The organism is Streptomyces sp. NBC_00513, assembly GCF_041431415.1.
Taxonomy (GTDB): domain Bacteria; phylum Actinomycetota; class Actinomycetes; order Streptomycetales; family Streptomycetaceae; genus Streptomyces.
The window spans coordinates 232,086-254,676 of record NZ_CP107845.1 but is presented as its reverse complement, the minus strand read 5'-3'; the positions used below and the strand labels follow the sequence as shown (position 1 = coordinate 254,676).

General features: G+C 67.8%; 24 protein-coding genes and 2 pseudogenes. 10 read left to right on the top strand and 16 right to left on the bottom strand.

Annotation, left to right across the window (positions count from 1 at the left end):
• Window positions 1-3: 3 nt before the first annotated feature.
• Complete coding sequence (locus OHA84_RS01230) at window positions 4-486, top strand: Imm1 family immunity protein (RefSeq protein ID WP_353962543.1); 483 nt, start codon at window positions 4-6, stop codon at window positions 484-486.
• A gap of 2,009 nt (window positions 487-2,495) precedes the next feature.
• A complete protein-coding gene (locus OHA84_RS01225) occupies window positions 2,496-2,957 on the top strand; it encodes a lamin tail domain-containing protein (protein ID WP_266977162.1) in 462 nt (153 codons plus the stop codon).
• A 453-nt stretch (window positions 2,958-3,410) separates the two neighbouring features.
• Here the strand turns inward: OHA84_RS01225 and OHA84_RS01220 are convergent, their stop codons facing one another.
• The 4 genes from OHA84_RS01220 to OHA84_RS01205 all read right to left on the bottom strand — a co-directional run bounded on the left by OHA84_RS01220 (window position 3,411) and on the right by OHA84_RS01205 (window position 5,546).
• A complete protein-coding gene (locus tag OHA84_RS01220; RefSeq protein ID WP_266977160.1) occupies window positions 3,411-3,536 on the bottom strand; it encodes an SRPBCC family protein in 126 nt (41 codons plus the stop codon).
• 62 nt (window positions 3,537-3,598) lie between these two features.
• Window positions 3,599-4,228: a TetR/AcrR family transcriptional regulator gene (locus tag OHA84_RS01215; RefSeq protein WP_371591290.1), complete on the bottom strand. Its 630-nt coding sequence runs from the start codon at window positions 4,226-4,228 to the stop codon at window positions 3,599-3,601.
• Window positions 4,221-5,054: an alpha/beta fold hydrolase gene (locus tag OHA84_RS01210; protein ID WP_266977158.1), complete on the bottom strand. Its 834-nt coding sequence runs from the start codon at window positions 5,052-5,054 to the stop codon at window positions 4,221-4,223. The genes OHA84_RS01215 and OHA84_RS01210 overlap by 8 nt, the downstream gene beginning before the upstream one ends.
• Before the next feature lie 342 nt (window positions 5,055-5,396).
• Window positions 5,397-5,546 (bottom strand): hypothetical protein, encoded by a 150-nt coding sequence (locus tag OHA84_RS01205; RefSeq protein WP_266977156.1) that lies wholly within the window; start codon window positions 5,544-5,546, stop codon window positions 5,397-5,399.
• A 30-nt stretch (window positions 5,547-5,576) separates the two neighbouring features.
• On the opposite strand from OHA84_RS01205, the gene OHA84_RS01200 reads away from it, so the two are divergent.
• A complete protein-coding gene (locus OHA84_RS01200; protein ID WP_266977154.1) occupies window positions 5,577-6,431 on the top strand; it encodes a class I SAM-dependent methyltransferase in 855 nt (284 codons plus the stop codon).
• Between the two features lie 86 nt (window positions 6,432-6,517).
• Here OHA84_RS01200 and OHA84_RS01195 read toward each other — a convergent pair.
• Window positions 6,518-6,721: pseudogene (locus tag OHA84_RS01195) on the bottom strand (DUF4158 domain-containing protein); the annotation flags it as partial.
• Window positions 6,722-6,861: 140 nt separating this feature from the next.
• On the opposite strand from OHA84_RS01195, the gene OHA84_RS01190 reads away from it, so the two are divergent.
• Window positions 6,862-7,254, top strand: coding sequence for a hypothetical protein (locus tag OHA84_RS01190; protein ID WP_266977152.1), 393 nt, complete (start codon window positions 6,862-6,864; stop codon window positions 7,252-7,254).
• Between the two features lie 26 nt (window positions 7,255-7,280).
• On the opposite strand, the gene OHA84_RS01185 is transcribed toward OHA84_RS01190, so the two are convergent.
• From OHA84_RS01185 to OHA84_RS01160, 6 genes are all read right to left on the bottom strand, one after another.
• On the bottom strand, window positions 7,281-7,739 hold the full coding sequence (locus tag OHA84_RS01185) for a hypothetical protein (RefSeq protein WP_266977150.1): 459 nt from the start codon (window positions 7,737-7,739) through the stop codon (window positions 7,281-7,283).
• Between the two features lie 543 nt (window positions 7,740-8,282).
• Window positions 8,283-9,122, bottom strand: coding sequence for an ATP-dependent DNA ligase (locus OHA84_RS01180; RefSeq protein WP_323182106.1), 840 nt, complete (start codon window positions 9,120-9,122; stop codon window positions 8,283-8,285).
• Window positions 9,123-9,156: 34 nt separating this feature from the next.
• The gene (locus OHA84_RS01175; RefSeq protein WP_323182105.1) at window positions 9,157-9,537 is read right to left on the bottom strand and encodes a hypothetical protein; all 381 of its coding nucleotides are present in this window, start codon (window positions 9,535-9,537) and stop codon (window positions 9,157-9,159) included.
• An 18-nt stretch (window positions 9,538-9,555) separates the two neighbouring features.
• Window positions 9,556-10,143 (bottom strand): Ku protein, encoded by a 588-nt coding sequence (locus OHA84_RS01170; RefSeq protein WP_323182104.1) that lies wholly within the window; start codon window positions 10,141-10,143, stop codon window positions 9,556-9,558.
• Window positions 10,144-10,314: 171 nt separating this feature from the next.
• Window positions 10,315-10,800: a DUF6188 family protein gene (locus tag OHA84_RS01165; RefSeq protein WP_353962542.1), complete on the bottom strand. Its 486-nt coding sequence runs from the start codon at window positions 10,798-10,800 to the stop codon at window positions 10,315-10,317.
• A 315-nt stretch (window positions 10,801-11,115) separates the two neighbouring features.
• On the bottom strand, window positions 11,116-11,844 hold the full coding sequence (locus tag OHA84_RS01160) for a TetR/AcrR family transcriptional regulator (protein WP_266977148.1): 729 nt from the start codon (window positions 11,842-11,844) through the stop codon (window positions 11,116-11,118).
• 238 nt (window positions 11,845-12,082) lie between these two features.
• Between OHA84_RS01160 and OHA84_RS01155 the strand changes: the two genes are divergently transcribed.
• From OHA84_RS01155 to OHA84_RS01140, 4 genes are all read left to right on the top strand, one after another.
• Complete coding sequence (locus tag OHA84_RS01155) at window positions 12,083-12,670, top strand: flavodoxin family protein (protein WP_266977146.1); 588 nt, start codon at window positions 12,083-12,085, stop codon at window positions 12,668-12,670.
• Between the two features lie 53 nt (window positions 12,671-12,723).
• Window positions 12,724-13,713, top strand: coding sequence for an aldo/keto reductase (locus tag OHA84_RS01150; RefSeq protein ID WP_266977144.1), 990 nt, complete (start codon window positions 12,724-12,726; stop codon window positions 13,711-13,713).
• A 623-nt stretch (window positions 13,714-14,336) separates the two neighbouring features.
• A complete protein-coding gene (locus OHA84_RS01145) occupies window positions 14,337-15,563 on the top strand; it encodes an ATP-binding protein (protein WP_371591289.1) in 1,227 nt (408 codons plus the stop codon).
• 136 nt (window positions 15,564-15,699) lie between these two features.
• Window positions 15,700-16,560 (top strand): hypothetical protein, encoded by an 861-nt coding sequence (locus OHA84_RS01140; protein WP_053676522.1) that lies wholly within the window; start codon window positions 15,700-15,702, stop codon window positions 16,558-16,560.
• A 246-nt stretch (window positions 16,561-16,806) separates the two neighbouring features.
• Here the strand turns inward: OHA84_RS01140 and OHA84_RS01135 are convergent, their stop codons facing one another.
• From OHA84_RS01135 to OHA84_RS01125, 3 genes are all read right to left on the bottom strand, one after another.
• The gene (locus OHA84_RS01135) at window positions 16,807-17,562 is read right to left on the bottom strand and encodes a hypothetical protein (protein WP_266977138.1); all 756 of its coding nucleotides are present in this window, start codon (window positions 17,560-17,562) and stop codon (window positions 16,807-16,809) included.
• Window positions 17,563-17,756: 194 nt separating this feature from the next.
• Window positions 17,757-18,677 (bottom strand): hypothetical protein, encoded by a 921-nt coding sequence (locus OHA84_RS01130; RefSeq protein WP_266977136.1) that lies wholly within the window; start codon window positions 18,675-18,677, stop codon window positions 17,757-17,759.
• 116 nt (window positions 18,678-18,793) lie between these two features.
• Entirely contained in the window at window positions 18,794-19,246 is a 453-nt protein-coding gene (locus tag OHA84_RS01125; protein ID WP_266977134.1) for a hypothetical protein, read from the bottom strand.
• A gap of 60 nt (window positions 19,247-19,306) precedes the next feature.
• Here OHA84_RS01125 and OHA84_RS01120 point away from each other — a divergent pair.
• Window positions 19,307-20,641: pseudogene (locus tag OHA84_RS01120) on the top strand (PHP domain-containing protein); the annotation flags it as partial.
• 147 nt (window positions 20,642-20,788) lie between these two features.
• Window positions 20,789-21,415: a class I SAM-dependent methyltransferase gene (locus OHA84_RS01115; protein WP_053676365.1), complete on the top strand. Its 627-nt coding sequence runs from the start codon at window positions 20,789-20,791 to the stop codon at window positions 21,413-21,415.
• A gap of 93 nt (window positions 21,416-21,508) precedes the next feature.
• Here the strand turns inward: OHA84_RS01115 and OHA84_RS01110 are convergent, their stop codons facing one another.
• Together OHA84_RS01110 and OHA84_RS01105 are read right to left on the bottom strand one after the other, a co-directional pair.
• Window positions 21,509-22,015, bottom strand: a complete 507-nt coding sequence (locus tag OHA84_RS01110; RefSeq protein ID WP_233416276.1) for a DUF6262 family protein — start codon at window positions 22,013-22,015, stop codon at window positions 21,509-21,511.
• Between the two features lie 8 nt (window positions 22,016-22,023).
• Window positions 22,024-22,521, bottom strand: coding sequence for a hypothetical protein (locus OHA84_RS01105; protein ID WP_266977131.1), 498 nt, complete (start codon window positions 22,519-22,521; stop codon window positions 22,024-22,026).
• Window positions 22,522-22,591: the final 70 nt, after the last annotated feature.

Genomic DNA, 22,591 nt, shown 5'->3' with positions numbered 1-22,591 from the left:
GCGATGACGACCGACAATCGACTAGAGGCGCGCTATCGTCGCACTGACATGCAGAACCCCGTTCTGCTTTCCACGTCGGGCGACGTGGATAGCCTCATCGATGCCCTGCTGACGGGTCCAGCCCTCCATGATGCAGTACACATCCTGTCAAGGGCTCGATCTCGAATTTCGGCAGGATTCCCAGATCACGAGCTATATGTCGGAGTCAGCAGGGATACCAATGTAGGCGCGCTAGCTCTAACGGCGCCTGAGGTCGGACATGTCGCGTCAGTGGGAGCTCCTGGCTCTCGTAGTGGCGTCGCGTACCATGTCGCCGGGCATTGGACCGAATTTCCGGATAGTTCGGAAGTTCCAGTCATTCTCGTTCGAGAGGCGGTCAAGGAGTTTCTGCACTCCGGGGGAGACATTCCGACTTGCATTGAATGGAAGCCCTTTGAGATTGCCGATGAAGGTGTAGAGGATGATCCTTGGGGGACCTCCTCCTAACCGGACACCTCGGCGCGATACCCAAGCCGGACTGGCAAAGGCTCTAAATCTGGTCATTCTAGGTCACATGACCTACGGCAGCTGAGCAGCAAGTCGTATTGGCCTCACCGGGTCTACCCCGGTGAGGCCAATACGTTTCCCCGGTATCACGGTCCTGGACCTCTCGCAGAGGTTCAGAAATGATCAGGGATGCGATCAACGCCTTCGAGAGTGTGGGTAAGAAGGTTAATGGAATGCGCGGAGCCTGGAACGGCCCGGGACCTTCGGACGATAATCTGGTCCCCTTCAACGCTGCCGTGCGTGGCAAAATGAGCCATGAGGAAGCCGTCTGGGAAACATTCACCGGGAAGTTTGCCCGAAAGTATGGATTCACCAGGGCTTCGATTGACTGAGAAAGCAAGAAGGGCACCTGGGAACTACACTGAATTTGTCGTAAATTTCATGCGACCGGGGGGATGGAATGGGTACGGAAGAATACAGGCCAAAGAGAGAGAAAGTAGCCCACACTCTTCAGAAGTGCTGGCTGCGCGATGGTTCGGTCATTGGCGTCTTGCGACTACTGGTGTCGGAAATTGGGCCTAAAGACGATATCGGGGCTGTGGCATTCGGCACCGTTGGCTGCATGCATGATGCATTTGAAATGTCATTGGCGGAGGCAAAGCGAATCTCGCGATGGCATGTAATCGGAGGGGATCTCTCGGACACGGAGATCGAACATCTCGTCGGCATCCTCGTGCCTCGTGAACTAGACTGATTCCTGATTCGCCTTTCCTGACGGAAGATTGAGGGCCCCGCGGAAGAGTCTGCGGGGCCCTCAAATCTTTTCGCTTGTCTCGGGTTTGGCGGTGTCGTAAGGAAAGAAGCTGACCTGTTCCGCCTCCGGGTCCCACACCAGGAGTTCACCGCCCAGAAGTTGCCCGACTGGCACCTGCTCGAGGGCGGCCGCAGCGAGATCGGGGAACTGGTCCTGTTTGAGCGAGCCCCGCTGAGTCTGGAGTAGCGCACACCGCGTCGGCGCGGGTGAGGCGAGCCTATCGGGCGCCGTGACGTCCTTCCCTGGTAGCCCGTCGCGCGATCGACCCCACGGGCCCGCCCGAAGAGATCTTCACGGGCGCTCTGTTGATCACGCCGTTGGGGAGGTACGGGCCGGGTGGCCGGGCGGGCTACGGCCCCCGCGAGGATGACCGTTCGGGCCGCGGATCTGGGGCGGTGACACCCCCTGATCCGGGGCCGGCGCTCGCCGAGGGTCGCGCCCGGTCCTCGTGTGGGTGCCGGACACCTGCGGTGACGCTCTCCCCCTGACCGTCGAATATCGAGTAATTAGTCATCAATCATCCTGTTTTGTCAGGGACTTTAGGGACTGATATTCCCATTGGCGCGCCCAGTCGATGTCGAGGTCGGCCAGGCGCTTGCGCTGCTCGATGCTCGGCTGTCCCCGGTCCCCGCGGTGGGGTGGCCGGGCCACTGCCCGACGTCTTCACTGTGGACCGTCACCGCGGGCGCGACGTCGCCCGGCGTCCTCCCGGTCGCGGCTCAGGGCCTGTCGGCTTCGGAGGTCGCTCCCTGGTCGAGCCGCGCACCCCTGCGTATTGGGCCGGCTCACCGCCGAGTCGGCACGGGCAGACGGATTCGTTCGGCGGCACGGTTTCCGTGCATGCGTGCGAAGAATCGTGCCGAACAGCTGTCACGGAACTTGCTGCTCCGGTTGGGTGACGGGCGGACCGGTGCGCCCGGTGGTGCGCCGGTGCACGGTGATCGACTGTGCCGCGCGCGCCGGGGGTGGGTGTAGCGGTCAGTGAATGTCAGGGCCACGCTCACGCGGGCTGCGTGTAGTGCGCAGGTGTGTGTGACGGGATTGTCCGGGGTGGGTAACCGGCCTCGTCGGGGGCTGTGGTCGGCCGTGTGTCGGGTCGAGAGTTTGGGTCCTCGGCCCACCGACGGGCCGGGCATCCGCATCCGGTACGGGTTTCGTGTCGGCGGGTGAGGCACAGTTCTTGAGGGGCCACCAGATGTCTGCTTCGTCGACCGCCCGCCGTGTCGCCGCGACCGTCCTCGCCGCCGGCGCCATCGTCTCCGCCGCCGCTCTCCCCGCCACTGCGGCGGATCGGGGGCATGACCGGCACCCGCGGGTGGAGATCTCCCGGGTCCAGGCCGACGCTCCCGGGCGGGACGACCGGTCCAACCGTTCCCTGAACGGCGAGTGGGTCGAGATCCGCAACACGACCCGCCAGCCGGTCAACCTGCGTGGCTGGACGCTGCGTGACTCCGACGGCAACCGGTACCGCTTCAACGACACCCGCATCGGCGGCCGCGCCACCATCCGCATCCACACCGGCTCCGGCCGCGACACCCGCACCGACCTCTTCCAGGGCAAGCGCGACCACGTCTGGGACAACCGCTCCGACACCGCCACCCTGCGCGACGACCGCAACCGCACCGTCGACACCGAGTCCTGGGGCCGCCGCCGCTAACCAGGCCACGGCCCGCTGCCTGTGAACGGGCAGTAGCGAACCCGCAGTGAGCGTGTGCCGGGCAGTGCGCCAGCCGCCCGGCACACACCCATGTCCAGCGCCGGCCACCAAGCGCGGCTGGCCGTTCCACGTGCCCGGCGCGTCCGATGCCGAGGGCCGGTTCCGTGACACGGCCGGCGAAGCCTCTTCAGAGCCACCCGACACCGTCGCCCGTGACAACGGGCCGCCTTGGCAAGGGCGAAGCAGCGTTATGCGCCCACGCGTTCCTCCCCGACCAGGACGACGAGCGCGTCGTACGCTGCCCGGCCTGGACGAGCGTGAACGCCGCCGGGTTCTCGAGGAGCGCTGGCGCGAGGAGGGGCCTGAGGAACATCCATGCCAGATCGTGCGCTAAGGCCAGATCGTGCCAGGTGGGCGACTGACGGTCCGTCGGCGCCGGGGCGTGCTTCCCAGTTAAGCGGTTCCCTCGGCTGCGGAGAAGTTGCTCCACTCGCCGTAGGTGGCGAAGTCGGTGAGGACGTTCCACACCTCTTCCGGGGTGGCGTCGATGTCAATGACGGCGGTGAGCACTGCGTCCATGACGGTTTCCACTTCTGACGGGTTGCGGGCAGGAGGGGCTGGCGGTCCGGCGAGCGAGTGGTCTACCGGTGATGATCGGTGGGGTCTGCGACCGCGGCGGGGTCTGCGACTGCGGCGGGGTGTGTGACCGCGGCGGAGCGAAGGCCACGGTCGACGAGGTCGATGAGATATTCGAAGCTCTCGCCCACGTCGGTGGACCACTGGAATCCGCCGGATGCCTGCAGGTTGGCGAAGCCGTGGAAGACGCTGCGCACCGCCCGCAGCGCGTGGGTCATCTCCTGTGGGTCGATGTCGTATCCCCGCAGTACCGCTTCGAAGGGTCCGATCCCTCGTCTGGAGGCGAGCATGATCGGGTCGTCGGGGCCGGTCGGCGTGAGGCCGAGGGTGGCCGCGTAGCGGCCGGGGTGGGCGAGTACGAAGTCGCGGAGCGCACCGGCGGCGGCGGCCAGGGCGTCGCGCCCCGCGCGGCCCTGGACGGCCGCGCCGATCGCGTCGGCGGCCTCGTCGAAGGCGAGCGCCGCGATGCGCCGGTGGAGGTCGTCCTGGCTGGCGATGTGCTTGTAGAGCGACGGGGCGCGCACCCCGAGCCGCTCGGCCAGCCGGCTCATGGTCAGCTCGCCGAAGCCGATCGCGTCGGCGAGTTCGGCTGCGGCGGCGGCGATCGTGGCCGCGTCCAGGCCTGCCCTAGGCATCGATGCCGGCCAGGAAGGTCAGGACCGCGGTGAGGGTCTGCCGGGGGAACTGGACGTGCGGGTAGTGACCAGCCCCCTCGATCATCTCCAGCCGGCCCAGACCGGACGGCAGGTCGGCGACGATCGCCTCGCCCTCGGCCTGCGGCGAGGCCCAGTCGGGGTCAAGGGTGCCCTGCACGATGAGGACCGGGCAGGTGACGTTGCCCAGTTGCTCACCGGCATCGGCAGGGGAGATCTTGCCCATCGCCTGCAGGATCTTCATCCGGCCGGGCTCCTCCAGCATCGCGGTGATCTGCCCCATGCGCGTGTCGAAGTCCGCGGGCTTGGAGCCGGGATATGCGACGTCCAGGTACTTGGCCCACTGCCGGGTGCTGCCGAGGATGGTGGTGCCCATGAGATGGGTCGCGCCCCGGCGGTAGCCGGCCACCCGCAGGTCACCGAGCCGGACCTGCTGCTTGCGGGTGAAGGGCGCGAGTTCGACCACCGCGGTGATGAGCTCCGGGGCCTTGGCCGCGGCGATCGTGACCGCACCGCCGGCAATGGAGTGGCCGACGAGCACCGCCGGCCCACCGAGGTGCTTCACCAGGGCGATCAGGTCGCCCGCCAGGTCGGTGCGGGTGTAGGACGCCCACCCGACGCTGGACTCACCGTGGCCGCGCAGGTCCACCGCGGCGACCCGGTACCCCGCTTCCACCAGGGCGGGGGTGAAGAACCGGTAGGCCTCGCGGCTGTCGCCCATGCCGTGGGCAACCACCACCAGCGGCCCGGCCACGCCGCTCACCTCGTAGGCGATGGTCCCACCACTGACGTTCAGGAACTCGGTCACGACTACCTCCATGTGGCCAGCAGGTCCGACGGCTGTCGGCTATTGGCATTAGCTAAAAGCTATCAGCGTTAGCCAAGAAGTCAATCAATCCCGCTGAAGGAGCTGCGGGACGAGCGCCTGGGCTACCTCGCGAGCCACCTGCTGGACTTCCTGGTGCGTCGAATGCCGCCGCCAAAAGTCCAGGGCCTACTTCTGGAGGTGGCCGGCGGCAGATCGTTCCCCGCCTGGAGGAGGAAACCCGGACGTACGGGTACGAGCGCGCCGTTCCGGCGCCGACCCACCTGCGAAACGGGGGTTCGGGGGCTTCTTCGCTCGCGGGCACGAGGACGTGCCCGACGCGGCTCAGCTGTCCGGACCGCAGACGGTGCCGTCGGGCTGTCGACGGGAGTACTGGACCATGGCTTCCTGCGTGGTCGATGACGTGCTGCCGTCGGCGGGGGCGAGGGTGTAGAAGACCGTGATGCCCTGCAAAACCGCGGCCTCGATACGCACAGCACCCGAATGAGCACGACGGAGGATCCTGTGAACAAGACCGATCTGATGGCGAAGGCACCCTCGATAGCGGCCTCCATGGCCGCCGGCGCCATGAGCCCCGGCATCCAGCTGTCCCAGACCCGCTACCGGGCCGCACTCGTCTCCAGCTGGGACATCCCGGCCGGAGCGTCGGTACTGGAGGTCGGCTGCGGACAGGGCGACATGACGGCCGTCCTTGCCGAGGCCGTCGGCCCACAGGGCCGGGTGGTCGCCGTCGACATTGCGGATCCGTCGTACGGCGCCCCGGTCACCCTGGGGCAGTCGGCGAAGCACCTCAAAGCGACGCCGCTGGGCTCCCGCATCGACTTCCGCTTCGGCCTGGACGTACTCGACAAGGCGGTCACCTTCCCGGACAGCGGGTTCGACCATGTGGTCCTCGCCCACTGCTCCTGGTACTTCGCCTCCCTGGACCCGCTGCGGGAGACCCTCGCCCGGGTTCGCCGCTGGGCCCGGAACCTGTGCTTCGCCGAGTGGGACCTCGCACCCCGCTCGGCCGACCAGCTGCCCCACCTTCTGGCCGTCCTGATCCAGGGCCAGATAGAGGCGAGCGGGTCTCGGGGCGACGGCAACGTGCGCACGCCGTTCTCGCAGGAAAGCCTGCTCCGGGTCCTCCCGGAGACAGGTTGGCACCCCGCCCCGGGACAGGTCGTGGACACAACCGCCCTACAGGACGGCGACTGGGAGGTGGATGCCTGCGCGGCACTGCTCGACAACGTCGACCGGATGGCCGAGCTGCCGAAGACGGTACGGGACCTGGTACTGAGCCAGGCGGATGTGCTTCGGTACCTGGCGAAGGAGCGCGGTAACACGCCGTTGCCGGCCTACTCGCTGACCGCCCGCTGAGCGCACCGGAACACCGGAACGTCGGAACGCTGGTCCGGGGCCGCGACCGCCCGACTGGCGCGAAGTGAAACCGGGTCCAGATGCCGCGGGTCCGGCAGGAACCGGCCCAAGTAGCGCACGCTCGTGAGCTGAACCGCGTACCCGAGCCGATTGTGCGCACGCCGCTTGGTCTGCACCGCCTCCCGGTCCGCGTCGTCCAGGAAGAAGTACCGCTCCAACTCGGCACGGGACGGCGCCCCGACAAACACCCCGTACCCAGCCTGCTCACCCGACAGAAACTCGACCGCCACAACAACTCTCCGAAGATCGACAACAGCGACCCACGAAGGCTCTGACAGGCGATCACCCCAGGCCAAAGCGCCAATCAACACCGAGAAGGCTTAGCGCACGATCTGACATGGATGTTCCTCAAGCCCCGAGGACGCCGGCCTTGAGTCGAGCCCGCGCGGACGCGGCGGCTCTGGCCGAGGCCGAGCGTCAGGTCGCGGCGGCCGCGCTGCGGGTCCTGCCGTGTGAGGACTGCGGCCGGGAGCAGGCGGCCGGGTTGTGCGAGGTGTGCGGCTACCGGCGCCGGACGGAGGCCCTGACGGTGGAGGCCGGGCTGGTCGCGGCCGCCTGGTCCGCCGCCCTGGACGACTCGCAGGCCGCGAACCACCACATCGCGCAGCCCGCCGGTTGGATCGGGTTGTCGCCAGAAGGTGAAGCGGTGAGCCGAGCCGGCAACCGATTCACTTTCTCGCCTTCACAGCCATCGCCACCAGCCTCACCACCTACCGACGACTCACGAAGTGAAACGACGTTTGAGGCGCACCGTCGACCGTGATGAGCCGTGGCCCTTCGAAGCCAGCGTCATGCACAGCCCGTTTCATCGTCTTCGGGAAGCGATGAGCGGACTCTGCGCACCATGATGGGCGGCAGAAGCGGGTTGTCGGAGGGGGCCATCCAGTCGAATCGACTGCGGACACGGCGCAAGCGGGCAGCAGCACTTTCTGCCCCGGCGGTACCCATTCTCACGCGGCGCTGGAGGGCGCCGTCGACGATGGCACCCAGCGGTGCGTCGGGGAACTTCTGCCAGCGCTTCGGGCGCCGGCCGTTCATGCGCTCCTCAACAGCGTCGGCCCGGACATCGTCGGGTGAGCCTAGGAGCGCCGTCAGCGCGGTCTGTGCGTGACGCCGGTTGGCACTGTTGGGGAACCCCTTGTTTCGACGGATGTTCTTGCGTGAGCTCTTGTCGTTCTCGCCGTAGTTGTTCCGATGATCTTTGACGTAGCTCAGGCGCTTCTTCTCCTGGGGTGTCTTGCGCTCCACCGTCCTGCGCCTCCTTCAGCTCCCGGGAGCGCCAGAGTAGCCAAGTGCGGGCGTGTCGGCCACGCCGTTTCTGCGCGCCGGTAGCGAAGACCGCAGGTAGCGGGGTTGGCGAGTGCGGGTCCGGAGAAACTGGGTCAAGCGCGCGGTCGGGCGGTACCGTCAGGATTGGGGAAGCGGGGGCGTCCGTGGCGACTGGAAACAGTCGTCGAAGGCGCTGGCGCGCTACCTGGAGGGGTCCCTCGGGGCGCTCAGGGCTCGATACCGGTCGAATGCTTCACGGGCATCGGGGATGAACTCGAAGCGGTGGACGATCTTCTCGAGTTCGGGCTCGGTCAGCCAGAAGGTGCTTTGAACAGCTCATCCCGCTGCTCGGTGGGGGCCTGTCCCAAAGAGGGGTGCTTCCTGGGCCGTCACGTCCAGGCGGAGGCGGCGAAACCGTAGGGGATGCCGGTGGACGCCGTCGTGGTCGACGGCGGTGTCGGCGCTGATCTCCGCCACCAGGCCCGGGTCGACCAGAACGACGTCCAGGTCGTCGCGGGACCCTCATGCCGCCGAGAACCGTGCACCGGTCCACGGATGCCCGGGTGAGGCTGCCGTCAGGCGTTCGGCGACCTGCCGCGCCTGGTCCGGGCGCAGGGGTGTGGTGCGGCCGACGGTGCGCAGTCGGCCGGTGTCGTCGTGGCGGCCGAGGATGAGGAGTTGAGGGCGGTTGAGGGTGCCGGTGATGCCGCCGATGATCGCTTCGGTGGTGTCCCGACGGCGGATCTTCGTCCAGCCACGGTGGTTGGGCAGGTAGCGCTGGCTCATGCTCTTGATCAGGATGCCTTCGACGCCGGAGACGTCCGTCCAGGACTCCAGCCACTCGCGGGCTTTCGCGAGGTCGGTGCTCATCGGGCACAGCGCCCACGGTGCGCTCAGGACGCGCGCGGCGAACAGCACCTCCAACCTTCGACGACGCTCCCGATACGGCAGGGTCAGCAGCTCGGCGCCGTCGGCTTGGAGAAGGTCGAAGACGATGAAATAGGCAGGGGTTCGAGTCGCCAGGGCGCTGGCGCCGCAGGCGCGGGCAGCGGCCCGGCGCTGAAGCGCCTCGAAGGACAGCCGTCCTTCCTCGGGGTCCCAGACGAGGAGCTCACCGTCCAGGACCAGGCCGTGGGGGAGTTGCTCAATGGCGGCCGCGACGAGGTCGGGGAAGCGGTCCTGGATGAGCGAGCCCCGTCTTGTCTGGACCAGCACCTGCTCGCCGGGGGCGGGCGGGGTGAACAGCAGGCCGCGGTGGCCGTCGAACTTCTGCTCGTAGGCCACCTCCCGCAGCATGCCTGTGGGAGGAATCGTTTCTGCGGCTTGCGCCAGCATCGGTTCCACCGGTGGCCGCAGCGTCATCGCGTGGCCTCCGTTCGCGGGCTGGCTGTTGGGGTCATGTGCGGGAAAGGGCCTTCACCAGGTCTTCGCGGGTCATGTTGGAGCGGCCGGGGAGGTTGGCGGCGGCGGCCTTCTTGTAGAGGTCGGCCTTCGACAGGCTGCTTAGGTCCTCCTTGGACGTCGAGCTGATCCTCTTCTTGGCCGCCGGCTTCTTCGCGGCCGCGGTCTTGCCGGACGCGGTGGCTTTCCCGCCGGTGGCCTTGGAGCTGCCGGCGCGTTCGAGACTGGCGCGCAGGGCTTCCATGAGGTCGACAGCGCCGGTGGGCTGCGCGGGCTCGTCGGCCTTCTCGACGGTGTCGCCGGTCTTCTTGGCGTCGATGAGGGCGGCGACCTTCTCCTGGAAGGTGTCGTGGAACTCGTCGGGGTCCCAGGTCATGCTCAGGGTCTCGATGAGCTACTCGGCCATCCGCAGCTCCTTCTCGGAAGCCTTGGTCTTGCCGGGGAGGTTGTCGATCTCCTTCCTCGGGTCCCGGATCTCGTTCGCCCAGTGGAGCGTGTGCAGGGTCAGGAGCCCGTTCTCGGCCTTGAGGGCGACCAGGTACTCGTGCTGGCGCATCACGAACGTCGCGACGCCCGCCTTGCCGGCCTTCGCCAGAGCCTGCTCCAGCAGGCTGTAGACCTTCCCGTACTCGGAAACGCGCGGGCCCAGGTAATACGTCTTGTCGAAGAAGATCGGGTCCACCTCCGTCAGGTCGACGAACCCGGCTATCTCCAATGAGCGAGAGCGTCCGGGGGCGATCTCGTCCAGCTCCTTCGGTTCGACCAGCACGTACTCGTCGCCGGTGTCGTAGCCCTTAACGATGTCGTCGAGCTGGACCTCATTGCCGGTGCGTTCGTTGACTCGCCGGTTGCGGATTCGGTCGGAGGTGCCGCGCTGTAGCTGATGGAAGTGGATCGTGTGGCTGTCGGTGGCCGTGTACAGGCTCACGGGCAGGCTGACCAGGCCGAATGACAGGTTTCCGGCCCATACGGGACGGGCCATGATCACCACCTCCTCCAACCGATGTCTTCTCTCTCCAGGTGACGGCTTCTGATCGTTGTGACTGAGCGCTGTACTTGGCCCCTCTGGCCAAGTAGGTGCTCAGTAACTGGCCGGGGAGAGCGTACGCACCTGAGCCGAAGCGCGATAGTTGTCACATAGGCAGGCTTGTTGTCACCGGCCGGACTGCAAGCCCTTATGGCGACGTAGGCCGTGATGTCCCGTCGCAGCACGATTCTCACTTGTTCCAGAGCGGGACCAAACGGCAAGGTCTCCGCCGGGCAACGAGATGAAACGCCATCCTCGTGGTTCTGTGACCTGCCAGGCTTCGAACGATGCGTCGGTCGAACACGTCAGATGCATGCCGCTGTCGAACACCATCCGCAGGACCCCGGACTTGAACACAACCGCGGACAGGACCTTCGCCCCGAACAGAGGAAGAGCCGCAGCCACGTCCTGGGACTCAGGCGTCAGAGGCAGGCCAGGACTGGTGTGGAGTGGCCCTGTCGAGAGCCGAGCTGGTGCTTCCAGCACGACTTCCCACCCTGCGTCCAGGACGAGGGTCAGCCGAAAGTCGATGCTGATCTTGACGACACTCAGGCCTCGGAGGTTAAGGATCCAGCGGTCCTCGTACTCAACCGGTTCCAATTCAGTGCTCATCACCACACCATGGTCCACTCCGTCATAGGCACCAAAGGATTTTGCTCCTCCTCGGCATCACCCTCTGCCTAGCCGTCGATGGTCACTGCCTCTGGATGTTCCGCAGAAGCCAGCTTCGCTGAGAACGCGAGGAGAGGCGTTCGCGACCACCCTGGCAAACCGGCAGCTCAGAGCAAGATCAACGGACAACTGCAGTGCGACGGGACACGTGAGGTGCGTACGGCTGGATGATCTGGCTCGTGGTGAAGGGCAGCCAACTGCTGGAGGGCCTTGCAGCCGACCTCCGTGACTGAACGCCCACCGAGGCGGCCCGGTTCAGCCTGCCAACTGCTGAAGCCATTCGCGGAGCAGCGCCGTCTCGGTGTCTCGCAGAGTCAACCCCGCGTCGGCAGCCGCGGGTTTGGTGGTGAGCGCGGTTTCCAGTGCGGCGTCGAGGGCGAGTGCGCGCGAGGCCAGGTCGGACCCGGATGAGGCGGGCGGGTCCGTGGTGAGGGAGGCGATGACGGTGTCCCGCAGCCGTGCGGACGTGGTCAGGTCCCGCTCCGAGGGCTCTTCGCCGATCAGTGCCAGTGTGGCGCCCGTTGTCGCGGCGTGGATGACGCGGGTCGCCTGCTGCACCGGAACCCGAAGGCGTCCGGCCTCGGCCGCCCGGCCCAGCAGTGTGACCAGCAGGGCGTGTGCCTCGTCCGCGGCCGGGGGCCGCCGCCCGGGCTGCACTGTGCCGTACATGAGCATGTAGAACGCGGGGTGCCGCACTCCGAAGTCGACGTGCAGGTCCCAGCCGCGGTAGATGTCGGCCACCGGGTCGTCGGGGGTCAGCGCCAGCGTTTCGCGTTTCTCGGCCAGGTACATCTCGAACCCGTAGGCGGCCAGCTCGGCCAGGAGTCCGTCCTTGTCGTCGAACATCCGGTACAGCGCGGGGGCCGTGATGCCCGCGGCGGCGGCGACAGCGCGGGTGGAGACCGCCTCGCTGCCGCCCTCTTCCAAAAGCTTGGCGGCCACCTGCAGCACCTGGCGCCGCGCGGCGCGTCGTCCCTCGTTCATGGAACAACGATATCGCAGTTTGCGAATCAGTGCCTTATCGATGCTACGGTTGTAACCGAAACAGCGATCCAAGCTGATGGTGTTCGGCGCCGACCTGCGACATCTGGGCATGCGCCGCACCCCGGCCGGTGCCGTCGGCCCTCACTCGTGGAGCCGTGCGGCCGACCACCGCAGCCGGCACTTCGTCGTCCGCCCGCATCACCGAACGCGCCGCCATCGCGGCAGGAGAGGAACACCCATGTCCGACATCTCGATCGTCATCGCGTCGCATTCCGGCTACGGCCACACCGCGCAGATTGCCACTGCCGTCGCGGACGGCGCGCGCTCCATCGCCGGGACGTACGTCCACCGCGTGGACGTCGCCTCCCTCAGCGACGCCGACTGGGAACTGATGGACGCCGCGGACGCAATCATCTTCGGCACCCCCACCTACATGGGCACCGCGTCCGGGGCGTTCCACGCCTTCGCCGAGGCCAGCAGCAAGCGGTGGATGGCCCGCGCCTGGAGCGACAAGCTCGCGGCGGGATTCACCAACTCCGGCTCCATGAGCGGCGACAAGCTGCACACCCTGCAGTACCTCTCGCTCCTGGCGGCCCAGCACGGAATGCTCTGGGTGAGCCTGAACCTTCTGCCGGGCTGGAACACCACCACCTCCAGCCCCCAGGACGACAACCGCCTCGGCTTCTACCTCGGTGCCGGCGCGCAGAGCTTCAACGACACCCCCGCGGTCCACGACGCGGACCTGAACACCGCCCGCCACCTCGGCCGGCGCGTCGCCGAGCACACCCGCATCCACCGCACCGGACTGACCGCCGCAGCGCACTGACCCAACGGGTCGCCAGAAATCTACCTTCCAGATTTCTTTCAGAGGAGTGCGTCATGCAGCACCGGACACTGGGAAGCCAAGGCCTTGAGGTCTCGGCGATCGGCTACGGCGCGATGGGCCTGACCATGGCTTATGGACCCACCGACGCGGAGGCCGGCGTCGCCGCCCTCCGCCGCGCCCACGACCTGGGCGTCACCTTCTTCGACACCGCCGAGATGTACGGCTGGGGCACCGGATCCAACGAGATCCTCGTCGGCAAGGCAGTCAAGGACTTCCGCGACGACGTGGTCCTGGCCACCAAGTTCGGCGTCGACATGTCCGTGCCCCCGGAGCAGATCGGCGGCCCTCTCAACAGCCGGCCCGACAACATCCGCAAGGTCGCCGACAACAGCCTGCGCTACCTCGGCGTGGATCACCTCGACGTCTTCTACCAGCACCGCGTCGACCCCGAAGTGCCCATCGAGGAGGTCGCGGGCACCGTCAAAGAACTGATCGACGCGGGCAAGGTGAAGTACTTCGGCCTCAGCGAGGCCGGACCCGAGACGATCCGCAAGGCGCACGCCGTGCAGCCGGTCTCCGTCCTGCAGACCGAGTACTCCCTGTTCGAACGGGGCGTCGAGCAGCTCTTCCCCACCCTGGACGAACTCGGCATCGGCTTCGTCGCCTACTCCCCCCTCGGCCGCGGGTTCATCACCGGCACCGCCAAGCCCGCCGGCCAGTACGAAGGCAGCGACATACGCACCGTCGACCCGCGCTGGCAGCCGGGCAACTTCGACAAGAACGTCGAAGCCGTCGACCGGCTCGCCGAACTCGCGGCGGCCAGGGGCGCCACCGTCTCCCAGCTCGCACTGGCCTGGCTTCTGACCCGGGGCGAGCACATCGTGCCCATCCCCGGCACCCGCAGCCCAAAGCGCATCGAGGAAAACACCGGCGCCGCCGACCTCACCCTCACCGACACCGACCTCAAGACCATCGACGAAATCCTGCCTCACGGCGGCTTCGGCGCCCGCTACACCGGGGGACACGTGCCCACCTGGACCTGAGATGTGGTTCCTTCCGAGTGCGGACAGACCGCCGAAGCAGATCACTGTCTCTCAGCCCATCGCCCGGCCGCAGGTTACGGCTCATGATCCGCAAGCAGCGTGGCGGGGCTTTGGGGAAGCCTGGTCCCAGAGCACTTGGTCTCCAGCCCAGCGCGTCTCCCCGCCATGGCCTTATGGAACCGTCCCAGACAGTCACGGGCTATCGGTCTCGCTACTGGTGACAGAAAGGCTGCTGAATGAGCGTTTGTGACAAGTCGCGTGCCTCATTGGTGACAACCAGGCTGCTTCGACCGGTCTTATTCATCAGCTCAACCGGCTCTGCAGGTGACAACAACTGAGCTTCGGCTCAGCACCGCCAGACTGACCTGATCAAATCGGCGGTGAAGCAGGCGGACGGGCGTTCCGCGTGAGCATGAGATGTAGCGAAACCGGGGACTTCGCGGCCGATGAGGATGGGGCGTACGCAGCCCAGGCGACCTGTCGGTGGGGCTCTGGGCACAGTTCGCAACCCCCGGGCCAGCCACCTCCGGGCGCTCAGTCGCCTGGCCAAACTCTCGACGAAATGGCTCCGACCTGGTGTTTTCCATGGATTCGCCTAGGCTGGGATGTTCTGCGGGGCACCAGTGGGAGGGGACATCGTGAGTGAGGAAACCACCGGATACGACGCCAGTCACATCCAGGTACTGGAGGGGTGGAAGGTCGTCCGGAAGCGGCCCGGGATGTATATCGGCTCGTCGGGTGAGCGCGGGCTGCACAACATGGTGTTTGAGGTCGCCGACCGGGCGGTGAACGAGCTGCTGGCAGGCCGTGCCGGCTCCGTCGAGGTCACTCTCACGCCCGATGGCGGCGTGCGTGTCACCGACGACGGGCCAGGAATACCCATCGGCGAGGCGGGAGGCACTGGTGGTCCCGGACTCGAAGCCCTGCTGACCCGTATGCAAGCAGCAGCGGGACCCGGCGGCCGCCACGACGTGACGCTCGGCTTCTGCGGTGTGGGGCCCTTCGTCGTCAACGCCCTGTCGCGGCGGATGACGGCCGAGGTGCGGCGCGAGGATATCCGCTGGGTCCAGGAGTACGCGCGCGGCGTGGCCGTCACCGAGCTCAGTGAGGCGGGAACAGCAACCGGCAGCGGGACAACCATCGCCTTCTGGCCCGACACCGACATCTTCGAAATCGCAGAGTTCTCGTTCGACGCGCTGGCGGAGCGCTTCCGGGAGCTGGCCTTTCTGAACCGGGCCTTGGACATCTCGCTCATCGACCGGCGCCAGCCAGGCGAGTCCCGGTCGGCCCGGTTCCGGTTCCCGGGCGGGGCCCGGGACTTCGTCGCCTTCCTCGACACCGAGACAGCGGCGCCCGTCCTCACGGGGACCATCGCGTTCGAGCTTGAGGACCCGCGGATGGCGGGAACGGTGGAGGTGGCCTTTCGTTGGTGCGGCTCCCATGAGGAGCGGCTCCGTAGCTTCGCCAACAGCCGGCCCACCATCGGAGGCACGCACGAGCTGGGTTTCCGCGACGGGGTGGTGGCCGCGGTCAATGCGTACGCGCGTGAGTGGCTGCTGCTGACAGAAACGGACCCAGGGCTTGACGCCGATCGGGTCGGCGAGGGCCTGACAGCCGTGGTGTCGGTGAAGCTGGACCATCCCGAGTTCGAGGGCTCCGCCCACGGCGTGTTGGGCAACCCACCGGTACGGACCTGCGTGGGACAAGCAGTCCAGGAACGCCTCGGGACGTGGCTGGAGGAGCACCCGGAACAGGCCTCGGCCCTCGTCGGTCGAATCCAGGCACCCGCCAGCACTGAGCGAAGCAGACCACCCGCGCCGGTTCCTGGGAACGGTACGTGCAAGACGTGAACTACGCGTGGGCGTGATCCCTGGACCACGCCCACGTCCAGGGGTGGTCGGCCGTGGCAGGCCCGCGCCGCTGACCGGCGATAATTGATGCGTGCGGGCTGGGCAGTGGCGTCCGGCGGGTTCTCGGGGTGGGGCAGTGATCGAGGTCAGGCAGCAGGGCGCGTTCAGCGTGAACAGTGTCGGCATGGAGCGCCAGCCGTTCCCATTGAGCTTCAGCGTTCGCGAGGCCGAGGGGCTGTGGCGGGTGAGCGCGGGTGCGGCCCAGGCGGCCGAGTTGGTCGACCTGCTCGTGTCCGTGGCGAACGACGCGGTGGCGGTGGTGTCGCTGGAGACCAACTCCTATCTGGATGAGGACTGGCATCCTCTGCGGCCCTCGCTGATCGCGGCCGAGCTGGGCGTGCCGTGCACGGTCCACTCCCTCGGATCCTGGGCGTCAGGCACGAACGGACTCGCGGAGGAGTTCGTGGTGATGGACCGCGACCTCCTGCCCCGTCTCCTCGACGGCACCTGGTCGCCGTACGAGCTGACGCTGATCGACGTGTCCGCCGACGTGACCCCGGAGCAGCTCGACGAGCTTGCCCTCGTGCTCGGCACGACCGGCATTGATGAGCCGCTCCTGAGTCGCCTGGGAGACTCCCGGGTCTGGTTCTCGGGCCACGATGACTGCTACGTGATGTTGGAGACCCCTGACCCCGCTCTGCCTGCCGCGGTCCTGGCGCGGCTGCTGACCCTGCTGGCCGGCTCCGCCCTCGCCGAACTCGTCGAGGAGCCCTTCTCACGCGTTCCCGAGCCCGGGCTCTGGCTGCCCGAGCAGCTGATCGCCACCGCACCCCACTGGATCGGAGCCCTGGGCAACGTCACCACGGATCTGGTCACTATCAGGCTGGCTACCCTGCCAGGCCCGTGGCGGCTGGGCGTCTCGTTCCCGGAGCGGGCCGACCTCACCGCGACGCTCGACGTACAACACGGCACCTGGCGGATCACGCCCGCGGAGTAACGCGAGGAGCCACCCCGACGAGGTGCCGGGTACAGGCGGTGGCGGGTCACGTTGCGTACGGAGCGGCACCGCGAGGTTGAGCCGGCCGGGCCCAACTCCTTTGTTTTCCCGACCGGACGCGGGTGCCACCGGACTTGTCTCACTGCCCTGCGCTGCGGGGCACCCAAAATGCTCAGCCAGGCCAACCAGAGCGCTCAGGGGCCAAGTCCGTACTCAGGAAGTCGACGGCGGAGGCGACGCCGCCGGTCAGGGCGTCGGGGAGGCCCCCGTGAGTGACATCCAGTCTCGGACCGTCTCCTGGTGCGAACCGTTCGCCGTGCTCGCGGCCGCTGCCTCGGCTTGCTCAATGGAGCATGTTGCTCCTGCGCGGGTGAGCAGGACGAGTGGCCACCCGGGTCCCGTGCCGACTTGTTGCCCATCGAAGGGCGTCCACTCCCAGGGCCCGTCGAACCGCCATGCCCGGCCAGTGGCGTCGGCGACCTCGTCGCCCAGGCCGAGGTGGGCGTACGGCCGCATCAACAGTGCAAAGTCGAAGGGGATCCCGTCGTCGGGGTGAATGGTGTACCCCGATCCGTCGAGATGGCTCCCGTCCGGAAACTCGCGGTAGGACAGGCCGCGGCGCAGCACCGTCACCGTCCGTCGCGGGCGTGGGAGCCAGCCCGTCTCAAGGGGCGGGTCGTGGTGATCGACGGCCGTCACGTGCACCACGGTCGGCGGCACTCCCACCCGGCAGATGTCTCCTGCTTTCAGATGGTGGGGCGGCGGTTCGGTTCGGAACAGTTCCGCCTGCACTTCAGGCGCGACGTACTCGCCAGTGTCCACGCCCAGGGCAACGACGCCGTTCCAGTGGGAGAAGTCGCTGTCGCTGTCGATTTCCCACCAGGGCCAGCGCACGGACACGTTGTCCCACGTCACGCCCTGCTCAACTCGGGCCGGCGTGAAGGGACAGGCGACCGACCACACGTCGCCGACCCGGAAGTCACGCGCATCCGCATCCATCATTGGGCCAGGGTAGAGGGGGCCTCTTCGCGTCCCGCCGGGCCTACCCACCGGGCTGACCCGGGCGTGGGGCCAAGCGCGACGCGCAACGGGGCCAACAAGAACGCTCGGAGGCCAACTGCGGCACTCAAGCCTCCGTACTCCTTCGGCGCCCAGTGTCGTCGTGGTGCCAGGTCTATACCACCCCTTGCCGAGGACTATGGCGAGGTCAGCACCCACCACTGCCGGAGCGTGCGGAGAGTACGCAGGAAGATGTGCGGACCCCGGCAGACTGGGCGGGCGTAACGCCTGACGGGGTCGCCGTTCGGGAAGGCCAGGTCATCGCGGCCCACAACCACAGCCCCGTCGTCCGTCAGCCGGATGTGGTGGAGGGCGTTCACCCGGGTAGTGGTGGCGATGCCCTGCTCGCTCCCTCCGAGCAGGAGCAGCCGGTCCCCGCGGATCGCGAGGCCGAACGGGTCCGAGACAGGAAGGGCGCGGATGCGGAGTGTCCCGCTGCGCCCCGTTTGGGCGAGTGGTGCGCCGGGCCAGTACGTGGCGTGGACCGCAGAGTCGGAGACGTTGATGGTGCTGACCTCCGCCACGTGGTTGTAGGGCTCCGGGGGGTGCAGGACCCATTCGGCGTTGCCCCTATCGTCCCAGCGGACCAGCCCGCCCGCGCTGACGCGATCACCGCTGTAGATCCCCTCGTCGGCGTACCCGGTCCAGAAGCCGGCCCTGCGGTCCGCGACCAGGTGCTTGACGTGCGTTCCCAGCGAGAACCGGCGCCGGGAGCGGCCATCGCGGCCGAAAATCTGGCCGCACCGTGCGTTCGGCCCTCCGGTGCCTGAGACCACGAACCCGCCACCCGGGAGGGCGTCGAAGGCGTCCGGGGCCACGGCCACTCCGTGTAGGGTCCGTTCCCGAACCTCACCCCGGTCGCTGATGACGACGAGGGCGTCGAAGGGTAGTACCGCAGGCGTCGGGACGTCCCGGCCCGCCCACCGGTAGGCAAAACGGGTGTCAGGGCAGATGAGCCAGAGAGCCCTGCCCCACGGATCGATCGTGGAGGCCAGTACCTTCCGCTCGTCGTACTGCCGAGGCAACAGTGCGTAAGGACGCAGTGCCACCTTCGTCAAAAGATCACCTCGCGGGCGAAGGAATGCAACGCCTCCATGATCACACGGACGTCTGAGGGCTCAACCTTCCAGGCCAGGCCGGCCGCCTCGGGGCCAACCAGGTACTCAGCCATGCGTCAGTGGAACCAGACGACAAGGCGTACGTTCTCGGCCTCATGGACTTCGCTGAGGATGCGCATGACGCTCCAGACCCGGCCCCAGTCGGTGTCGATCCCTGCGGCTGAGGCGCGGGTTCGTGTGCCTGAGGCGTCGGTTTCTTGCCAGTCCGTGGTGTCCAGCTCGGCCCAGGTCAGCCACGTGGTCCCGTGCACATCATGAGGGCCGCCGTAGCCGGCGAACTCACCTCGCAGCCTAGCCGAGGCGTCGTCCGGGAAGCCACGACCCTCCGCCAGGGGACGGAAGCCGAAGGAGTTGCGGATCCCGAAGAGACAGGCCAGGCCGTCGTAGGCGTTGCCCCTGTTGAGGAGGAAGAGATCGATGCCGACCTCCCACACGGAGTCCTCGTCGTCAGGGCCCCACAGGCGGGCCCCTGGCCGGCATTCGATCATTCCGCTGACGTCGGTCGACATGGAGCGATCCTGCCTGCGCAGGCCAGAAGCCAGCATCTTCATTCTCCCGCGGTCGCGCGCGTGGCCCGTCGAGTCTTCGACTCACGTGTGGCGAGCGGCTACTCGGCACGCTACGGCGCCTCCCACCCTCACGACCTGGTCCGCAGGGCCGCCGAGCGCGGGATCCAAACGCTCGCCCTGACCGACCGCGACACCGTGTCCGGCGCCGTCCGCTTCGCCAAGGCGGCCACCTCTACCGGCATCCGCCCCGTCTTCGGCGTTGACGTCGCAGTCGCCCCCCACACCCCCGCCCGCCCCGGCTCCACGCCCCGGCCCCGCACCCCGGCACGCGGAGGCGCGCACGTGGTGGAGCCGCCGCTGCGGATCACCCTGCTGGCTCGGAACGCCGCGGGATGGGCGCGGCTGTGCCGACTGGTGTCCGCGGCGCACGCCGATGCGGCGGAAGCACCGCCGGTGGTGTCCTGGGAGACGCTGCGGCGGTACGCGGACGAGGATCTGCTGGTCCTGCTGGGGCCGGTCTCGGAGCCAGTGCGCGCCCTGTCGGCGGGGCGGCCCGACCTCGCCGAGCGGCTGATCGCGCCGTGGCGGGAGGTGGCCGGCGCGAACCTCCGGCTGGAGACGGTGTGCTGGGGTGTGCCCGGAACGGGGCCGGGCTCGCTGCGGCTGGCCGCCCGAACCGTCGGCCTCGCCGACCAGCTCGGCGTCCGGGTCGAGCAGTTGGATTACGAACTCGGCGTCATCGGGAAGCTGGAGTACGAGGCGTACTTCCTGGCGGTCGCCCAGGTCGTCGCGGATGTCCGCGCGATGGGTATCCGCGTCGCGGCCCGCGGGTCGGGTGCCGGTTCGATGGTCAATCATGCGTTGTTCGTGGCGACGGCCAACCCTCTGGACCACGACCTGCTGTTCGAGCGCTTCCTGTCGGAGCGGAGGTCATCGTTGCCGGACATCGATGTCGATGTGAAGTCCGCGCGCCGCCTGGAGGTCTACGACCGGATCATCGAACGCTTCGGCCCCGCCAGGGTCGCCGTGACGGGCATGCCCGAGACCTACCGCGCCCGCCACGCCCTCAGGGACACCGGCCTCGCCATGGGCATCGCGCAACAGGTGGTCGACCGGATCGCGAAGTCGTTCCCCCACATCCGCGCCTGCGACATCCGCGACGCCCTCGCGACGCTGCCGGAACTGAAGCAGCTCGCGGCGGAAGCCAGCTCGTTCGGGCCGCTGTGGGAACTGGCCGAAGGCCTGGACAAGCTGCCGCGGGGCATCGCCATGCACCCGTGCGGGGTGATCCTCTCCAACGCGACGCTCTTGGACCGGCTGCCGGTGCAGCCGACGCCAGGCGGCCAGTACCCGATGGTCCAGGCCGACAAGGAGGACGTCGATTCTCTGGGGGTCGATGCTGTTGCCGTGGGTTCTGTCTCACGTTGATGCTGCTCAGCGACCTAGTAGGTGAGTTTATGCATCACAACACCTGTGGTGCTAGGGCCGGTTCGTGACCGTGTGACAGGCAGCCAGTTGTGTGCCGGTGTTAGCTTCTCTCCCGTGGGATACCAGGACGAGACCAGGGCGGCCTATGACGGGGTCGTCGAGCTGTATGCATCGTTGTTTGCCAATCGGTTGGAGACGCAGCCGTTCTCGCGGAGCATGATCGGCACTTTCGCCGAACTGGTGCGTGAGAACGGGAACTTGCGGGCAGCTGACGTCGGGTGCGGGCCGGGACATCTGACGGCCATGCTGCACGACCTTGGACTGGACGCTTTCGGGCTCGACCTCTCCCCGGTCATGGTCGACCACGCCCGCCGGGCCCATCCGGCGCTGCGGTTCGATGAGGCGAAGATGGAGGCGCTGCCGGTCGAGGACGGCTCGCTCGGTGGCTTGCTGGCCCACTACTCGATGATTCATACCCCGCCCGGGGAACTGCCCGCGCTGATCGCCGAGCAGGTGCGTGTCCTGGCGCCAGGGGGCCTGCTCCTGGTCTCGTTCTTCGCGACTGACGGGTCGGAGCCGGTTCGCTTCGACCACAAGGTGACGCCCGCCTATAGCTGGCCGGTGGACCGGTTTGCCGAGCTGCTGGCGGGTGCCGGGCTCGTCCCGTTCGCTCGGCTGGTCCACGACCCGGCCTCCGAGCGAGGCTTCCTCGATGCCCACCTGCTGGCCCGCCGCCCCTAGAGACTGTCCCGTGAGCGGTTCTCGGCGGCCTTTGGCCGCCGAGAACCGGCGTGGGTGACCTGAGCGATCAGAACGGACCGTGGCCAGTCGTGATCAAGGCCGGTGGTTCAGGGCCCGGGTCAACTCCCGATTGGCCGCTCGAGCAGCTTCCAGCTCCTCGGTCCGCTCGTCGAGTTCGCCTTGCTTGGCGGCGACCTCCTGCTCGAGGAGAGCGATGCGACGCTGGAGGTGGTCGATGTCGACGGGTGCGCCAAGACCGGATTCGGCCCAGATGGCATCGCCGAGCTGGGAAGACAGGCGGCTCTCCAGCTGCCGGACCCGCGCCGCGAAACGCTTATTGCGTTCGAGTGCGTTTGTGAGGTCGGTTTGCAGCGAAGTCCGACTGACCGCTGCTGTTCGGCCCTCCTCAACAGGGGTGTTGGCGGCGGCATGGACGCGTTCGAGCAGGTCGGGGTGGCGATAGAGGAAGGTGCGGTCAACCCGGGCGGCTCTGGCGAGGCCGGAGACGGTGATGTCCCCACCGTTCTTGGCGGCGGCGTCGATGGCTTTCAGGACGCGTTCGCGGCGGCGGGCCGAGTCGGCGCGCTTGCCCTCGATCATGGGGTTGGTCATCCTGCGGGCCTTTCGGGGCGGAGGTCCTGGGGCGGCCTGATGCGGGGCAAGCCGAGTGAGACGACGCGGCGGGTGCGGCGGACCGTGGCGACGGCTTCCTTGATCTGGATGCGGTCCTCCTCGGTGAGGTCCTCGAGGTCTTCGCGGACGCGTTTGACCAGGCGGCGGACCCGGGTGATCTCCTCGTCGGAGGGCATGGCCTCGGCCTTGGCCCATGAATCGGCGGCGAAGGCGGCGAGGCGTTCGCGGCCGCGGAGGAGATCGGCGAGGTATGCCTCCAGGTCGGGGAGGTAGGAGACGTCGGTGCGGAAGTGATCGCAGCCGACGCAGCGGAAGCGGACGGGGCAGTCGTGCCCGCCGGCCTGGACGTTGGTGGGCTCGGTGCAGAGTCCGTAGGGGACCTGGACCTCGCCGACGGCCCGGCGGGCGTGCTCGGAGTCGAGCAGGGCTTGTGCCTTGCGCCAGACACGGTTGCCGTTCCGGTCGAACTGCATCGCGGTGACCCGCTCGACGGCCTCGCGCTTGCGGGTCTCGGTGACCCGGTAGTACTGCTGAGTGGTCGTC

Excerpts from the sequence above, each read along its gene's own strand:
- OHA84_RS01230 (WP_353962543.1), top strand. The coding sequence starts at position 4 with ATGACGACCGACAATCGACTAGAGGCGCGCTATCGTCGCACTGACATG.
- OHA84_RS01225 (WP_266977162.1), top strand. The coding sequence starts at position 2,496 with ATGTCTGCTTCGTCGACCGCCCGCCGTGTCGCCGCGACCGTCCTCGCC.
- OHA84_RS01220 (WP_266977160.1), bottom strand. The coding sequence starts at position 3,536 with ATGGACGCAGTGCTCACCGCCGTCATTGACATCGACGCCACCCCGGAA.
- OHA84_RS01215 (WP_371591290.1), bottom strand. The coding sequence starts at position 4,228 with ATGCCTAGGGCAGGCCTGGACGCGGCCACGATCGCCGCCGCCGCAGCC.
- OHA84_RS01180 (WP_323182106.1), bottom strand. The coding sequence starts at position 9,122 with ATGACGCTGCGGCCACCGGTGGAACCGATGCTGGCGCAAGCCGCAGAA.
- OHA84_RS01175 (WP_323182105.1), bottom strand. The coding sequence starts at position 9,537 with ATGACCTGGGACCCCGACGAGTTCCACGACACCTTCCAGGAGAAGGTC.
- OHA84_RS01170 (WP_323182104.1), bottom strand. The coding sequence starts at position 10,143 with ATGGCCCGTCCCGTATGGGCCGGAAACCTGTCATTCGGCCTGGTCAGC.
- OHA84_RS01165 (WP_353962542.1), bottom strand. The coding sequence starts at position 10,800 with ATGAGCACTGAATTGGAACCGGTTGAGTACGAGGACCGCTGGATCCTT.
- OHA84_RS01160 (WP_266977148.1), bottom strand. The coding sequence starts at position 11,844 with ATGAACGAGGGACGACGCGCCGCGCGGCGCCAGGTGCTGCAGGTGGCC.
- OHA84_RS01155 (WP_266977146.1), top strand. The coding sequence starts at position 12,083 with ATGTCCGACATCTCGATCGTCATCGCGTCGCATTCCGGCTACGGCCAC.
- OHA84_RS01150 (WP_266977144.1), top strand. The coding sequence starts at position 12,724 with ATGCAGCACCGGACACTGGGAAGCCAAGGCCTTGAGGTCTCGGCGATC.
- OHA84_RS01135 (WP_266977138.1), bottom strand. The coding sequence starts at position 17,562 with ATGATGGATGCGGATGCGCGTGACTTCCGGGTCGGCGACGTGTGGTCG.
- OHA84_RS01125 (WP_266977134.1), bottom strand. The coding sequence starts at position 19,246 with ATGTCGACCGACGTCAGCGGAATGATCGAATGCCGGCCAGGGGCCCGC.
- OHA84_RS01110 (WP_233416276.1), bottom strand. The coding sequence starts at position 22,015 with ATGATCGAGGGCAAGCGCGCCGACTCGGCCCGCCGCCGCGAACGCGTC.
- OHA84_RS01105 (WP_266977131.1), bottom strand. The coding sequence starts at position 22,521 with ATGCAGTTCGACCGGAACGGCAACCGTGTCTGGCGCAAGGCACAAGCC.